The sequence below is a fragment of the Bradyrhizobium sp. BTAi1 genome (genome assembly GCF_000015165.1).
Lineage (GTDB): Bacteria > Pseudomonadota > Alphaproteobacteria > Rhizobiales > Xanthobacteraceae > Bradyrhizobium > Bradyrhizobium denitrificans.
The window spans coordinates 6,040,272-6,055,464 of sequence record NC_009485.1; the positions used below are offsets into that span (position 1 = coordinate 6,040,272).

12 protein-coding genes are annotated in these 15,193 nt (G+C 62.9%); 1 reads left to right on the forward strand and 11 read right to left on the reverse strand.

All coding sequences use genetic code 11. From position 1 onward, the window contains the following. Positions 1-21: 21 nt before the first annotated feature. From BBTA_RS39150 to BBTA_RS27105, 10 genes are all read right to left on the reverse strand, one after another. Positions 22-666, reverse strand: coding sequence for a hypothetical protein (locus BBTA_RS39150; RefSeq protein ID WP_012045698.1), 645 nt, complete (start codon positions 664-666; stop codon positions 22-24). A 291-nt stretch (positions 667-957) separates the two neighbouring features. Beyond that, positions 958-1,332 (reverse strand): hypothetical protein, encoded by a 375-nt coding sequence (locus tag BBTA_RS27065; protein WP_012045699.1) that lies wholly within the window; start codon positions 1,330-1,332, stop codon positions 958-960. An 895-nt stretch (positions 1,333-2,227) separates the two neighbouring features. Then, a complete protein-coding gene (locus BBTA_RS27070; RefSeq protein WP_012045701.1) occupies positions 2,228-2,818 on the reverse strand; it encodes a hypothetical protein in 591 nt (196 codons plus the stop codon). Positions 2,819-2,947: 129 nt separating this feature from the next. Continuing rightward, the gene (locus tag BBTA_RS27075) at positions 2,948-4,087 is read right to left on the reverse strand and encodes a lytic transglycosylase domain-containing protein (RefSeq protein ID WP_012045702.1); all 1,140 of its coding nucleotides are present in this window, start codon (positions 4,085-4,087) and stop codon (positions 2,948-2,950) included. A 9-nt stretch (positions 4,088-4,096) separates the two neighbouring features. Continuing rightward, positions 4,097-4,558, reverse strand: coding sequence for a hypothetical protein (locus tag BBTA_RS27080; protein ID WP_148221515.1), 462 nt, complete (start codon positions 4,556-4,558; stop codon positions 4,097-4,099). Between the two features lie 416 nt (positions 4,559-4,974). Then, the gene (locus BBTA_RS39155; protein WP_012045705.1) at positions 4,975-5,967 is read right to left on the reverse strand and encodes a M23 family metallopeptidase; all 993 of its coding nucleotides are present in this window, start codon (positions 5,965-5,967) and stop codon (positions 4,975-4,977) included. A 514-nt stretch (positions 5,968-6,481) separates the two neighbouring features. After that, positions 6,482-7,042 carry a hypothetical protein gene (locus BBTA_RS27090; RefSeq protein WP_244424145.1) on the reverse strand — a complete coding sequence of 187 codons (561 nt, stop codon included), beginning with the start codon at positions 7,040-7,042 and terminating at the stop codon, positions 6,482-6,484. A 378-nt stretch (positions 7,043-7,420) separates the two neighbouring features. After that, positions 7,421-8,707, reverse strand: coding sequence for a PBSX family phage terminase large subunit (locus tag BBTA_RS27095; RefSeq protein WP_012045708.1), 1,287 nt, complete (start codon positions 8,705-8,707; stop codon positions 7,421-7,423). Between the two features lie 3 nt (positions 8,708-8,710). Continuing rightward, positions 8,711-9,562: a hypothetical protein gene (locus BBTA_RS27100; protein WP_012045709.1), complete on the reverse strand. Its 852-nt coding sequence runs from the start codon at positions 9,560-9,562 to the stop codon at positions 8,711-8,713. A 474-nt stretch (positions 9,563-10,036) separates the two neighbouring features. Then, positions 10,037-10,312 (reverse strand): hypothetical protein, encoded by a 276-nt coding sequence (locus BBTA_RS27105; RefSeq protein ID WP_012045710.1) that lies wholly within the window; start codon positions 10,310-10,312, stop codon positions 10,037-10,039. A 668-nt stretch (positions 10,313-10,980) separates the two neighbouring features. Here BBTA_RS27105 and BBTA_RS27110 point away from each other — a divergent pair. Next, positions 10,981-11,166, forward strand: coding sequence for a hypothetical protein (locus tag BBTA_RS27110; RefSeq protein WP_012045711.1), 186 nt, complete (start codon positions 10,981-10,983; stop codon positions 11,164-11,166). A 46-nt stretch (positions 11,167-11,212) separates the two neighbouring features. Here the strand turns inward: BBTA_RS27110 and BBTA_RS27115 are convergent, their stop codons facing one another. Further along, positions 11,213-15,124 (reverse strand): ATP-binding protein, encoded by a 3,912-nt coding sequence (locus tag BBTA_RS27115; protein ID WP_085972640.1) that lies wholly within the window; start codon positions 15,122-15,124, stop codon positions 11,213-11,215. Positions 15,125-15,193 lie beyond the last annotated feature (69 nt).

The window sequence follows — 15,193 nt, forward strand, 5'->3', positions numbered from 1 at the left end:
CACGTCGGCCGGCGCGGAGGTTTACCATCCCGCGCGATCGGCCTGACTGCGGAGATAATCTTGAATCAATCCGAGCAGGCCGCCTGCCGGCCGCTCACTGTTGTTTGCGGCCGGACCGGGCAAACCACCTACATACGCAAAAGGAACAGGCGCGCGACCCAAGCCGAATGCGCTCTCATCTTCAAAGTGGTCTGACGCTCCGCCGGTCGCCGTCGGTCCAGATCGCCCATTCCGCTCTGCCGCGGTATGATCCGTAGGATCAGGAAAGCCATATTCCCAAACGTTTTGTCGACTTGGCACGCCTGCGCTCGCCGCGGAATCCCGCACGACGGCTTTAGCCCAAGGGCGCGAGAAGTCCTCCGACATGTCGAATGGACCATAGCCGTTGGTCACGCCGACTCCCGGCGTTCCTATTCCGAAGCCGGATGCGCTGCCGCTCCATCCACCGTTGAGACGGACTGGTCCCCTGCCGAAGCTTCCGGAGATGGAGGGCCCGGTGAGCAGACCTTCGAGATCATCGGTATAGCCCCCCGAAATGCCGAAGCCCGGCTCACCGCTGTAAAGCTGCGGATAGAGCCGCCCATGACTGTCGATATACAGGCCGCCGCCAAGACCTTTCATACGGCGAAACCCGAAAACGCCGCCGGCGTAGCTGCCCTTCGTCATGCTGTCTTCTCCTCTTTTATTGAACGCTCGCAGGCGCACGGCGCCGAGCTTGCGAGCCAAATGCCTCGACCGCCGGGCGCTCGGAACGTGAACTGCTGCAGAGTTTGCTCCGAACGACTCCGCGGCATGTGGCCACCCGCGCATTAACAAGTTCGGTGACTTAAACGATCCGGCCACAGCGACGTTGCCACGTCTGCTGAGACGGTGGCCTATTCGGCGGCAGGTTGTCGACTGTGCTCGCGTGATCCCGGTCGGGACAGCATTGCTGTCATCAGGCCTCAGCGCCGTCGATCAGATATCTTCGCTTGCACGCTGCGCTCGCTCGCGATTCGACTTGTACGTCTTCCAATCCGCGAGCGCGCCATAGCCGGTCCATGCGAATGCGATCAACGCGAGAGATCCGAACACCGCATGATCCGCCGCAAAGAGGCCGGCCGAAATCGACAAGCAAGCTCCGCAGGCGAGGCCCTCGGACCTGACATAATCGGCCTGGACGTCCAGTGGCGTCGTCGGCTCCAAGGCATAGACGGAGACGGCATACCGTGCCTTCTCGTACTCCTGGAATTGCGGAGGCAGCGTCTCGACGATGGCGCGCTGGACGGAATAGGTCCGGATCGCGGAAACGAACAAGAGAAATCCACCGAGCACAAAAAACGCGATATGCATCGTCTCAACCCCGAGGATTTTAGTCGCTTGCCGCTCGCACGTTGACGGCTGAGCCATGTCGGACACATGATACCACGCTCCATCTCATCTCACTCATATTGCCCCGCTCTTTCACTCGATCTTGAGTTTTATTGCACGCAGGACGTGTTGGATCACCGGCTTTCCAACCTTTCACCAGGCTTTGGGATGCCCAGGAGCAAGGACAGATTCATGATGATGGACCCGTCTGAAACAGTTCAGGAGCGCCATGGCAGGTCACTCAGGGAACGACGAGACTCGACTCTGTCCGCGCGCCTCGCACCCGATGATCACTGACAGGTCATCGGGGGGCCGAGCCGCCCGGCGACCAAGGTCCACCGCGTTGCGCGGCCTTGGTCGATAGATAGTCCTGAATCATACCGAGCAGACCGCCAGTTCGAGAATCGAATCCGCGATCGCCCCCAGCGGTGGAGTCGTCTGCATCTGGCTGCTCGGCATTCTTGTTCTGGCCAGCCGGGCACGCTCGCAGGCTCGGCTTGCCATAGAGCGGCCGGCGCCGGACGCAAATCGATCCGAAACGCACTACTACGGATTCCGCAAATGCGCGCGTTACATCGATCCGAACGCGTTAACCGTGGAAGGCCAGGCGCTGCTCCGAGACGCAAGCCGGACTGAAACCCTTTTTCTGCTCTGGACGTTCGATGGCCTGTTCTTCGTGGTCGTTCCCCTGGCAGGGCTTTGGTCTCAGAGTCATTGATTGCGCGACGACAACGCGTTCTCGGCAAGATCCGCAAAATTCCCTCGCTGTTCATACGGCGATCTGGGGCAGTGTGACAGTTTAGTTCACCTCTCTCCATCGCGTCTCGCTCATATTGCCATGCTGCCCGCTCAATTGCGAATTGCATGGCAGTCGGCATCACTCGCGAACGCGCCCAGCCCCCGGCGGTATGGTTCTCGGGTCGGCAACCGTCCCCCGCATCGTATGCGCCACGATCCGGATGCCTCCCTCAGACTCCATGACCGACTGCGCGAGAAGCGCGAACTGTTCCTCGGTGAGGTCATAGTAGGTCTCGCGGCTCTCCTCCTCGCGTTCTTCCCACCACACCTTGACGACACCGACCTTCGAGAGGAGCGCATCCTTGATGAAGGAATACAGGATCATGAAGCCAGGATTCTGCTGCATGAAGACGTGGTTGACATAGTCGGTCTCCTGCGCCGCAGCGGCCTCATCCTCGGGGCCGACCGGCTCGAACCGCACGACCTCGTCGGAGCCCGCGAAAATGTCCATCAAATGCGGCATCAGGCCCTCCACCGTGTCGGCGACATCGGTCGAGACGGCGCGCGAGCGCCCTTCCTGCGCGGGCATGTCCTTCTTCATGTTACCGAGATAGTAGTCCATGGCGTCGGCGCGTTCTTCCGCCAAGCGCGCGGCCGAGATGGCGGCCAGCGCGTCGGCCTTCTCGGTTGCGAGCATCGTCTTGAGGTCGGAGTTGGACATTTTCGGCATGATCAGAACCGTATCGTTGGCAAGATGGAAGCGATGAGATGGGCCGACTGGTGCCGGCCCTGAGGAACGGCATCAGCGGGCGGGCGCAAGACATAATCGGCGCGAGGCCTGCTCGCAGCCGCGCCGCGATCAGCGCGCCGAGCCCCAAGGCGAGCGCCGACGCGGAGTCCCGGCACGATCCTCCAAGCCCGCCGCGGCGTCTCCAAACGCCGGATCCTGCAAAAGAAAATCTGGCATTGCATTCCCGGAGAATACACCAACCGAACCTGCAGACCTCGGCAGCGGCAAGACAGGCTGATCCGGCGCAGTCCCGGGCGGTCCGCCGATTGCCGTGGGCGGCAGCTGATCAGCACGGCGGGAGCGCAGGATGCGGATGGGAGACCCGACCGGATCGGGGCCGCCTCCACTCGCGGCGGGGTCGACCAGCTTCAGCGGCTCTTGAGCGCCTCGGGGAAACAAGAGGGACAGCGACGGCGACCCTGGCTGAAACGGCGGAGCGCCAGCCGCCTCCGCATTCCTGCGTCGCGCGAGCTCACGCAGGAGCGGTGACTGCGACAGCTCGGCGGCTCCGATCGCAGGAGACGGTTGGCCAACGGACTCGTTGTTGCGCGGCCCCACCTGTCCGACCTTTGCGAGATCGTCGGCCACATCGGGCGCAGACCATTCGTCTTTCTCCCAAGCCCTATCTTCGAACGCACGTTTCGCATAGTAAGGCGTCGACTTGATCTGCTTGTTCACGTAAGTTCGATCGTGCGACAGACCGTTGTAGAGCGAGTAGATGTTTTCGACGCTGGGATCATCTAACCGCTTTGCGATTCCCGCCAGCAGCTTCGCGGTCAGCTCGATATTGTCTCGCGGGTTGTGAACGTCAGATCCGGGGATGAGCTTCTGCCAACTGGCATCGATGTTGCCAGGCAGGATCGTCCGAGCAATCACGTCGTGGTCGAGTCGAAACAGCGATCTCACCGCCCGGCCCACAGCCTCCCCCGGATAACCGTATTCGCCACCTCTCGTGACCTCCGTGTAGATCACGGCTCGCACGAGATCAGGGTTCACTCCATAGCGCCTGGCGGCCTCCTCGATCAGCGCATTGTTCGTCCTGACTTGCTCAGCACCCCACTGGTGGTGCTGCAAAAGCGTATTGACGGCAGGTCGCTGATCCTTGGGAATGTCGGAGAACTTCTGGCTTTCAAATTCGAACCTGGTATCCGGCGTGTCTTCCAGAAGCGCCCGCTTTCTATCTTCCGCAGTTCGCAAATAGGTTGGCATTCAATTCCCCTAGGAACGTCCGGGCAGGACCTTGGTAAAATAGCTCGAAACGAGAAGAATGGCGTATAATGCTGCGGCTACAGCACCGATCTGAATCAGATGAGACACGAGAAGGCTGTCCATATTCTTTCTATGAATAAGGGCCAGGAACTGCAGCCATCCGCACGTGTCGCAGTAGTAGTAGGTGCCGTACCAGTAGGTCTCCAGCCCCACATAGAGGTGGATAGGCGGTGCAAGCGCCGCTGGAGCGAAGATCACAAACCATTTGTTCAGACCAGCCGTCAGCTTCACCCCAAACGCTCCCGCAACTCTCGCCAGGGCCGGCAGAAGGGTTGCAACCAAGCACCCCGTTGCGATGACGGCCAGCGCGAGTTGCAGAAGACTCGAAACAACAAAAAACTGAAGCGGAAACCAAGCGATGAGGATGAGCGCGACGGAGCCATATTTTAGAAGCTTGAACAGCAGCTGCATGTCGGCCTTCACGAAGTCCGGATTGAGCGGGCATCAAGAGTGAACAAGGAGCAACGACAATCCGCAGCTGTCAATGGCAACAGCAAAGGCGCCACACGCAAGCCGTGTCCGTTCAAATATTTTCCATCTTTCATCAGGTATTGAGCGACGTCACCGCCACCATGGCGTCGGCACGCTCTTCGCGTCAGCCGCACCGCCGAGGTGGTGGCAAGCGCGTCAGCCACCCCGGCTGCGAGCATCGTCTTGAAGGCCGGCGTTCGACTTTTCGGCATGATCAGAGCCGTGTCCTTGGCACGCTGCGTTGGCTGTGAGACTCCGATGGAAACCGGCAGCGGCGCGCGTCTCGCGTGAATACTCCGCGACGCAGGCTGGCCTGTTGCTCATGGGCCGTCAGAACATTGAACGAGGCAGCCGCATCATTTGCCCCAGTTGGGCGGCTTGCGCCGAAGGGCCGCCCAGTCTTCAAAGCCAGGCATGCTCCCGCCCGCATCCGGCGGCGCAAATGGATAGTCGGGTGCAGGTGGTCCAGCAACGATGCCCAGGGGGCGCCCCGATCGCGGTGGCGGAACGAACCGTCGGTCGGGAGTGATCGGAGCACTCGCTCTGCCCTCGGACGTCCATCCGCCAAAGCGATCGGCAAAGGATGGAACGTCATCGGGCCACGCCAACGCATTCGGCATGGTTGCCGGCGCATTGACCTCTCGGTCAATTGCGCGACGCGAACGCAGAATGCGCACCGGGCTGGTCGGTGGGGACGACGATGCCGACGCGTCGGCGTTCGATCGAAAGGTCTCGGCCGGTTGCGCGCCATAGCGAGGTCCGACATCAGGAACGTTGCCGAAGGCGTTGTCGACGGTCGTGTCATGCTGACGCTCATACCGACGCTGCTGCTCCAGGTAGGGAGCCTGATAGGGATCTGGATCGATGGGGCCTTGTGCAGTCCAGTAGTCGACAGGATTGACCGTTCGTCCGTGACGATCCTTGATCTGGTAGTGCAGATGGAAGTCCCCGCTTTCGACTCCAGGCGTCTTCACACCGGTGTTTCCCATCGTCCCGACCAGTTCGCCGGCCATGACTGAATCGCCAACGCGCACGTGCTGGGAATGCGTATGAAGAAGCTGATGCGAGAGGCCATCCTTGTCCTGGATGGCAATCGTTCCGTAGCCTCCCCCTCCTCCTGCCATGGTGACGACGCCCGTCACGGGTGACCGAAGTCCGGGATAGCTTCTGTTCAACCGCAGCGTCTGGCCGCCCTCGTAGTTGGCGTCTGCTCCCTGGTGATCCTGCCACTTGCCCCAGCTCTCTCGCCACCTCAGCCCAGGAGGGCTCGTCATGTCGGAGTAATGAGTGACGTTCGATCCGTCCGTGACCGGCTGAAGCATGCGCCGCACGGCTTGTTTCCATGACATCCCTGCTTCCTTTCATGATATTGCGCCCCGCCGCGCGGAAGGCGCCGAAGCGACCCGCGAACGCCGCCACGGCATCGTGGCTGGAGAACCCAGCCGGACGCCGTGCAGAAAGCGATCGGCGGGATTCAAGGCGCGATTGTTCGGCGTCCGTTGCGCGCAGACACAGCGCGTCGTGGGTTAACAAGACATTCGCTCATGAGACCGGCTCAGGACGCGGCGCATCCTCCCGGTCGATGCGGTCCAGACGGCGAGCCCATGCCGTGCCGAGGCTGAAGCCCAACACGGAGAGCGACGAGCCGGGCTCAGCCCCTGAGCCCGGCTCAGCTTTGGTCGAACGATGACAGACCCGATCGGCAGCAATGCCATTGGATGGCGGGATTCAGTCAGCACACCACGATGTCACGCGTTGGCGAGTGGCCACGACTGAGCCATGGCCGAGCCGGCGACTCTGCGTCGGGTGACGAGTCCATGCCGGCGGCACGGGACCACCGGCAGGAACAGCGCCACGTCGAGGTCACCTCTGGAACTTGCTTGACACCAGAGGCGCGTAGTTCTTGTGAACGAGATCGATGTTGGACCTGAACTTGATCGCAGGAAGGGTGCATTGGCGCTGTGCCTCCAGCGAGTCGATCTCGTCAGTTTTCTCCTTTGCAGACATGCGACGATCTGCCTTCGTGCGAGCGACGCGGACTCTGATCAATTGCTCTCGACCGACATATCGCTTGGTCACCCGGTCATACCCCGAAAACACCTGGATGACGTTGGCACGTATCGTCTTGAACTCGAGATATCCGCTCAGGCCGTGCTTCCTGGCGACCGCATCCAATTTGGCCATCGTCTCAGGACCTATCTCGTAGAAGCCTCCGTGACTGTTCTCTCGGACTTGGTCGATCTCATCGGCCGCGGCCAGGAGCCCGCTAATCTGGCTCTCCGTGAGCTTGATCTGGTCGAACGCCATGCACGGACCCATGGATCCCGCAGGCCGCTTCACAACCTTGTCTGGCGTGTCGTCGACCTGAGACTGATCAGCGAAAGCCACATTCAGAGTCAAAACGCTGAACGCCAGTGCAGCCACGGCTGCTCGCAAGTATGGGATCATGAGCCTTCGATCCGGTCATCTGGTCCAACAAACCCGCAAAATTGTACATGGTTTGTTCCATCACGCACAATCGCTTTCTGGTTGTAAATCTGCAAAATCAGGCGCGGCGCCGCACGACAGTTGAACGCAACAGGTCAACGTCACCCGGCCTCGCTCGTCTCAGCATTGAACCACAGCTACGAGACGTGCCTTCGGAGCGCCGCAACTCGGAGACCGCGTCGGCCTTCTCGGCTGTGAGCATGGCCTTGAGATCGGAGTTCGGCAATTTGAACCGCACGAGGCCGTTAGCCATCAATCACTGCGGCGACACAGAGACGAATTCAGAGCGGTGCCAGGCTTCCCGTCCGGCCGATGTCACCGCCATCCTGCTTCCCGGTATCGGATGGGCCGATTGAAGCTCGCGGCTCGCCCGGGTGCCTCGTAGCAGACCGCCATCAGGCCGAGCGCGTCGGCGGCGTGCGACGACCAATCGTGCTCGGGGCCGAGCCCGACATTGCGCGTCTCGTCCTTGCGCTCGTGATAGAAGCCGAGCGCCTCGCGTCCGGACTCGGTGGTCTCGGCATTGAACCACAACTGCGGGCCGAGCCTTCGGAGCGCCTCGACGCGCATCATCGCCGCCCCCCTGCCCTGGTTTTTGACCGGCGGTTCCACGGCAAAGCCGGCCTCGCGCAGATGATCGGCGTAGCGCTTGCCGGTCACGGCGTTGGTCGCGAGGCCGTCATGCGGAAGGTAGAGAATGGCGTTCTGATAGCCGCGCGCGCGCAGCCAGTTGACGTGGAAGGCCAGCACCTGCCCGACCGCCTCATAATAGTCGAGCACGCGCACTTCGTTACCGACCCATTGCACGATCCAGATCGTGAAGGCGTCGGCACTGGCGCCCGCGCCGCCGATATCGATGAAGGCGCGCAACGGCAGCAGCGGATCGGCCGCGACCTTGCCGATCCGCCCCTCCCGTCTTGCCTGCGCCAGCAAATCGGCAAAATAGGCTCCTTCGAACGCACGCACGTAGTCGCCCTCCCAGATGTGCTCGTAGCGGTCGGGATAGAGCGCAAGGTCGAGCCGGCGCTCTTCGTCCAGCACCGCCGGAAGCCACGGGTTGTCGCGCCAATTCGCCTTGACCACGACCGCCCCGTCGGGCTTGCGGCTGCGCAGGAAATCGTCGACGGCATCCGACTTGCGGCGCGGATTCCAGCTCGCCCACAATTCGGAGCGTGGCGCGCGGATCGTTGGCCGCAGCAGCGACAGCGAGCGCACGCTCAGGGTCTGCGCCTCGTCGATCCAGGCGATGCGAAAACCCTCCAGCGACTTGATCGATTCCGCCGTGTGATCCTGCATGCCGCGGAAGATGATGAGTCCGTCGCCGGGCGTCGCGATGCGATCGCTGAACGGACGGAAGCCCTGGCCAAGGCCGAGCGCCGCGATCTTACCCTCGATCAGCCGCTTGGACGATTGCGCCAGGGTGCGCTGGGCTTCACGAATGCAGACCGCGAGCGTACCGCGCTCGGCCTGGCAGGTTTCGACCAATAGCTCGCCAAAGAAGTGCGACTTCCCCGAGCCGCGGCCGCCGAACGCGCCCTTGTAGCGCGCCGGCGCCAGCAGCGGCTCGAACACTTTCGCGGTGGGGATCTTGAGGGTGGACAATGATCAGCTGCTCCTGCCAGCCGGCTGCGCGGTCGACGGGACCGACAGGAACGGCACGGACGGAGCCCCAGCGTCGAATACGGATTGATCCGTCGGAGTCGCCTGCCGCGACCGAAGACGACGTAAGGGCCGCCCCTTTTCTTGGTTGGTGACGCCCGACTCGACCTGCCATCGCAGGGTAGCTCCGGCGTTTGGATTGGTCCAGCCTCCAAACCGCTCATCAAAGGGTGCGGCGGGGACGGACTGCTCGCCGCTGTTTGATCCACCGGGAAGACGTCCCAATCGCTCGGAGGGAGCGTCTGCCCCGCCGCCGACATCGGCGTAGTCCCTCTGAATCCCACGGAGGGCATCAGGGACAGGCAATCCCGTTCGCGCCAATCGCCGCGCTTTTGGATCCTTCGCCAGCGTGTCGGCTCTGTCGGACAGATACTCATAATTGGCTGGCGGTATCGGATAGAGGTGCTTTCCAAGACCTGCAGCTTCGGTGATCCGATTCACGATCGACGTGCAGATGCCGGAGTCCTGCGAAAAACGGGCAAGATCCCAGCCGTTGTAAAAAAGAGGCTCGGCACTGAGCTTCGCGCTCTCCCCACGGGCGAGATCCGCCTGTTGTTCGGTGATCGGAGCCGTGAACGTTGCGTATTGGCCTGCATCCGCAACGCTGGAAAAGTCGTTCGGTGGCGCCTTCCCATTCAGCATCGAATGAGCGTCGAATTTTCCCTCGTCCGAAATCGAGCCATGCTGCTCCGTACCGAAGCCCGCATACACCTGCCCGGTCGGATCATTGACGACGAGGGCGGCGTGCCCCAGCAGGCCGGGATTGATCTGAAATGTGAGCGAGTGTGGAGCGGCCATCATCGGTTCCATGTGTGTTGAGAGAGATTGTTGGATGAACGCTGCCAGCTCACCGATCGCAGTGGACGCGACCTGGCGGCGCCACTCTCCATGCGAACGATGCCGGCGGCTCCGCTTCGAACTCAACTGCGACTGCGCAAGGTGGGAACGGGCGCCTCGTCACACGCGCCGCTATGTGGACCGGCGTTCGCCGCCACAATGGCGTCGCGTCGTGCGACTAATCCCGATGGAGTCGTTTGATCAAACGGGCTGCGGCCGGACTGCATAGGACGGCGAGCAGGAAGACACAGACAGCGATTCGTGGCACCACAGAGTGAGCGGCTCGTTTCTGTCCAAGCCGCACTGCTGCGACCATGTGACCTGCCCGCATCTCGACCGCACGATTGACCGAGGAACGCGCGTCGACGCGCTCCGTCCCGAGAACAAAAAGAACAAACAACCAAGTCCGTCAACGGCGACTGAGCGAAGACGCTGTTATTCTACGGCGGTTTCGCCCTCCTGCTCGTGATCCACGTCGCCGGGATGCACGATCACGCGCTCGATGCGGTGAATCAGTTCAAGTGCGCCGTCCTCGCTGTTTTCCAGGGCCTGCGGCGGCTTGCCCCAGCCACGATCGAGAATGGCATTGGCGGCCGAGACACGCGCCGCGTGCGTCGCCTTGGGCGATCGCATTACACCGACCAGCGTGTTGATCGCCGTCTTGGTGTGGCTGCGCGCCATCGAGCGGATTTCAGTGATCGTTTTCGACATGATCGCTTCCGGACATGGTGAAGTGTCAGATCAGGCGGCGCCATCACGACAGCGCAACCGCAGCCGCAATGGGAACGAGATCGAGCAAGGAGAACGACGTCGGATCGCCGTCTCGTACTCTCCCGTGGACTGAACTATAGGCGCGGCGGATCGCGGACGACGCGATCGCTTCGGGCGCGAACCCCATCCCTCGAGCAAGGGACCGCAGCGGGCGCGACGACGGTCGTCACGTCCGCGGACCGTCCCCTTCGCGCGGGACGGTCAATATTCAGAAGGTTGTCAGCAGCCTGGTCCTTGCTCAGCTTTGACGCATGAGCAGGTCAAGTGTTCGAGCAGCGGGCTGGCGCTTTTGGCCTCGATAGGATCGTCAGCGGCCGCGGACGAAGCCATTTCTGAAATTCCGACGATGCCATCATGCCTGTGATTTGCCCGACATGTCAAATTTGATCGAAATGCGGTCGCCGCGCTTTGCAGATTCGATACCGCCACGCGAAGTCCTGCGCGACCAAACAAAAAGCCCGCTGCCGATCTCCCGGCGCGGGCTCTATGATTTCTTCGATGGTGGCAAGATGCGCCTGATTTGCCCGACGTGTCAAGCGCAATGGCCGACGGCGATCAGCAGCACGGCCGGCGCGCCCGTCGGCAGAACCGGAGAAGGAGGTCTCGTCATGTATGTCGTCGCAATCGTGCTGGCCGTCTTGTCCGCGCTGTTCTATGCAGCCGGGCAGCATCAGCTCGGATCGGTCGGCGCCGATGTCTGCAGCTACGGCGGCCTGTTCTGCGACAAGCCGCACTACATGATGACAAGCGCGTTGCTCGCCGGCCTCTGGGGCAAGTTCGTCAGCATGCGCTAGCGGTGCGACGGCAGGCCTTCCGGGAGCAGAGGCTCGACATCCGTCCCTACTCGGACGGAGCCTGCTCCGAGCTCGTTGCGCGCCCGGCCATCACCTGGCGCAGCACGCGCGACAATTCGTCGACCGAATAGGGCTTGTGAATCAGGCTGAAGCCGTGACGACCGCCATCGGCGAGAACATCGCTGTAGCCGCTGTTGAGCACGATCGGAATGGTCGGTAGCCGACGCCGAATTTCCTGGCCGAGCGTGACCCCGTCCATTCCGGGCATCACGACGTCGCTGAGCACGAGGTCGAAGCGTTTAGGATTGTCGTCGAGCATGCGCAACGCGTCGATCCCGCTGCGGGCCAGAACGGTTCTGTAACCGAGATCTTCGAGCAGTTGCGTCGAGAATTCGCCGATCTCGGGGTTGTCCTCGACCACCAGCACGTTCCAGCGCGCAGTGAGCAGCTCAGGGGCACGCTCATCCCGCTCATGCGACTCGAGCGGCTTCTCGGTCAGCGGCAGCAGCAGGGTCAGCGTGGTTCCTCTGCCGACCTCGCTGTCGGTCAGCACCCGGCCGCCAGACTGGTGCACGAAGCCATAGACCTGCGACAGGCCAAGGCCCGTGCCGCGGCCGACGCCCTTGGTCGTGAAGAACGGTTCGAAAATGCGGTCGAGCTGCTCGGGCGGAATGCCGCATCCGGTGTCGCTGACGGCGATGGAGACGAATTGCTCTGGCGCAGTCGGTCCACCGTGATCGACCCGTTCGCCACGGATGGTCAGCACGCCGCGGCCATCCATCGCATCCCGCGCATTGGCGACGAGGTTCACAAGTGCAGTGTCGAACTGATTGATGTCGACATCGACCGGCAATGGCCGGGCGCGAAGATCGAGCGCGATCACGGCCGGCGCGCCCAGCACGGTCTGCAGCATCTCCGCGATCTGCTCAAGATGGCGCGCCGCGTCGAAAACCTGGCGCTCCATCGGCGTGCGCCGCGCGAAGGCCAGCAACTGGCCGGTCAGCTTGGCTGCGCGATCTGCGGTGTCGGAAATCGCGTCCACGTAACGCCGCATCCGCTCGGGCGGCAATTGGCGTCGGCGCAGCAGATCGGCCGATGACCTGATCACGGTCAGGAGGTTGTTGAAGTCGTGCGCGACGCCGCCGGTGAGCTGGCCGATCGCCTCCATTTTCTGGGCCTGCCGGAACGCTTCCTCGGCCTGGCGACGCTCCGTCAACTCGACGGCCTCGGGGACGATCGCCGCGAGCTGTCCCGCCTCGTCGCGCACCGGCCGCATCTGGAAATCGAACCACCGCCGGCCGCCGACCGGAAGATCGAGCTGAATCTCCCGGCGCGCGACCTCGCCATGGATGACGATGTCGACGAGTGACTTGATCAGCTCGGGCATGCCGGGCGTGCCCGTGAACCATGGTGTGTCCCAGAACGGCCGCCCGGCGACCTTGTCCAACGGCGCCGCAATCGCGTCGAGCGAGGTGGCATTGGCGTCGAGCAGCGTGCCCTCGCCGGACAACAGGGCCTGGAACGTATAGCTCGCCTCGAAGATCGTTCGCAGCCGCGCCTCCTTCGCCTGCAGTTCGGCCGTTCGCTCGGAGACCTGCGCCTCCAGCCGCTCGTTCAGCTCGCGCAACGTGGTCTCGGCCTCGCGCCTCACCCGTGCCAGATCGATATTCGCCCGGACACGCGCCAGCAATTCGCGCGCACTGAACGGCTTGCTGAGATAATCGCTAGCACCGGCGTCGAGGCCTTCGACCTTCGCCTCCTCGCCCGCACGCGCGGACAACATGACCACCGGAATGTCGCGCAGCCGCGGGTCGCTGCGCATCGCCTGCAGCAGACCGAACCCGTCCATTCCGGGCATCATCACGTCGGTCAGAACAAGATCGGGCCGGCGGCGTCGCATGGCCTCCAGTGCGGCGCCGCCATCGCCGACGGCTTCGACCTCATAGTCCTGCCCCAGCAGACGACGCACATAGTCACGCATGTCCGGATTGTCGTCAGCCAGCACGACACGGTCTCGCCCGGCCGCCGCCGCAGCGGGAAGTCCCAGATCGTCCGGCGATGACGGATGCGGCAGTTCGGCAGGCTGATCGCCGTTCAGCCAGCCCAACGCCTCGTCGATATAGGCCCGCGCCCGCATATTGGTCGTGACCTGCGCCCGTGCGGACCGGAGCTGGGCGGGCGGCAAATGCGATGCGCCGAACGGAAGCCGCACAGTGAAGACGGAGCCACGGCCGAGCTCGCTGTCGGCCGTGATCTCGCCGCCATGCAGCTTGACGAGCTCCTGGACCAGCGCCAGACCGATCCCACTTCCCTCGTAGGAGCGACCGCGCGCGCCCGCGACGCGGCGAAAGCGCTCGAACAGATGCGGCAGCTCGTCCGGCGGAATGCCTGTGCCGGTGTCATGGACCGCGAATTCCGCATGTCGCATGTCGGCGGCGATGCCGATCGTGACGGAAATTCCGCCGTCGAAGGTGAACTTGAAGGCATTCGACAGCAGATTGAGAACGATCTTCTCCCACAGGTCGCGATCGACATAGACAGGCTGAGGAAGAGGCGCAGCCTCGATCGCGAGGCGCAGGCCGGCGCGGTCTGTCGCAGACCGGAAATTCGACACGAGCTCGGACGTCAGGGCCGCCAGATCCACCGGCTCGAAGCTCGCGGTCATGCGACCGGCCTCGATCCTGGAAAAGTCGAGCAGCGTGTTCACCAGCTTCAGCAGCCGGATGCCGTTGCGGTGAATCAGGTTCAGCATCGCCAGCTGTTCGGCGCCAAGCCCCGCATCCGCGCGCGCGAGCATGTCTTCGAGCGGGCTCAGCATCAGCGTCAGCGGGGTGCGAAACTCATGGCTGATATTGGAGAAGAAGGTCGTCTTGGCGCGGTCGATTTCCGCCAGCGCCTCGGCCCGCCGGCGTTCGGCCTCATAGGCCAGGCCATTTCCGGCAGCCGCGGCGATTTGGCCGGAGACGAGGTTCAGGAACCGGGCATAGCTTTCATCGTAGAGACGAAACGGATTGAGCCCGGCGATGACGAAGCCGCTCTCGCCGACTTCGCCGGACGCGAGGATGGGGAGCACCACCGCCTGTTTGGGCGGTTGCCGCCAGCCACCGCTGGGAAAATCGACGCCGAACGATCGCCGCAGATCGCGCACCAGAACCGGCGCCTGCAGTCGCAGCGCCTCGGCGAGCGGCCACATGCTGTCGCGCCCGATCGACAGGCTTTGCTGAACCGCGGGATGAGTTGGATCGATCCCGGTGAACGCTGCGAGCCGGGCTTGGTTGCCGCTCTCCTCCATCATGTAAATCATCACGAAGGGGAGATCGCGCGGCTCCTGCGCCAAGGCGCGCGCGCAACTCGTACAGGCCTGGTCGACGCTGCGAGCCTCCGCCGCAGCGTTGGCGAGTTCGCGCAGCAGGGAAAGCTGCCGCTCGCTGATCACGCGCTGCGTATCGTCGGTGTTGGCGCAGAAGATGCCGCCGGGCGACCCGTCGTCGTCAGGAATCGGACTATAGGAGAACGTGTAGTAGGTCTCCTCGGGAAAGCCGTTGCGCTCCATGATCAGGAGCTGTGCCTCGACATAGGTGCCTCGATCGCCGCCGCTCGCTTTGGCAAGCAGCGGACCGATATCCTCCCAGATCTCGTGCCACACGACCGACGTTGGACGTCCGAGCGCCCAGGGATGTTTGCCGCCGATGATGGCCTTGTAGGCGTCGTTGTAGAGGTAGATGAGCTCCTTTCCCCAGCCGATCCAGATCGGCTGTTGAGAGGTGAGCATGATTCTGACGGCAGTCTTCAGGCTTTGCGGCCATTGCTCCGGCGGACCGATCGAGGTACTGCCCCAATCGAACTGCAGCATCAGCCCGGCGAGCTCGCTACCTCCCGAAAACAGCCTGTCCCGCTCCGCAGAGCGGAGGTCCTGATCCTGCCTTGGCTGCCGCTGATCCGGCAAACGTGCCCCCATTCGTATTACGCCCGAACCCTAACGCCGGCCCACCCGCCCTGGTTCCGGCAGCTGGAACAAAAAGGGGAC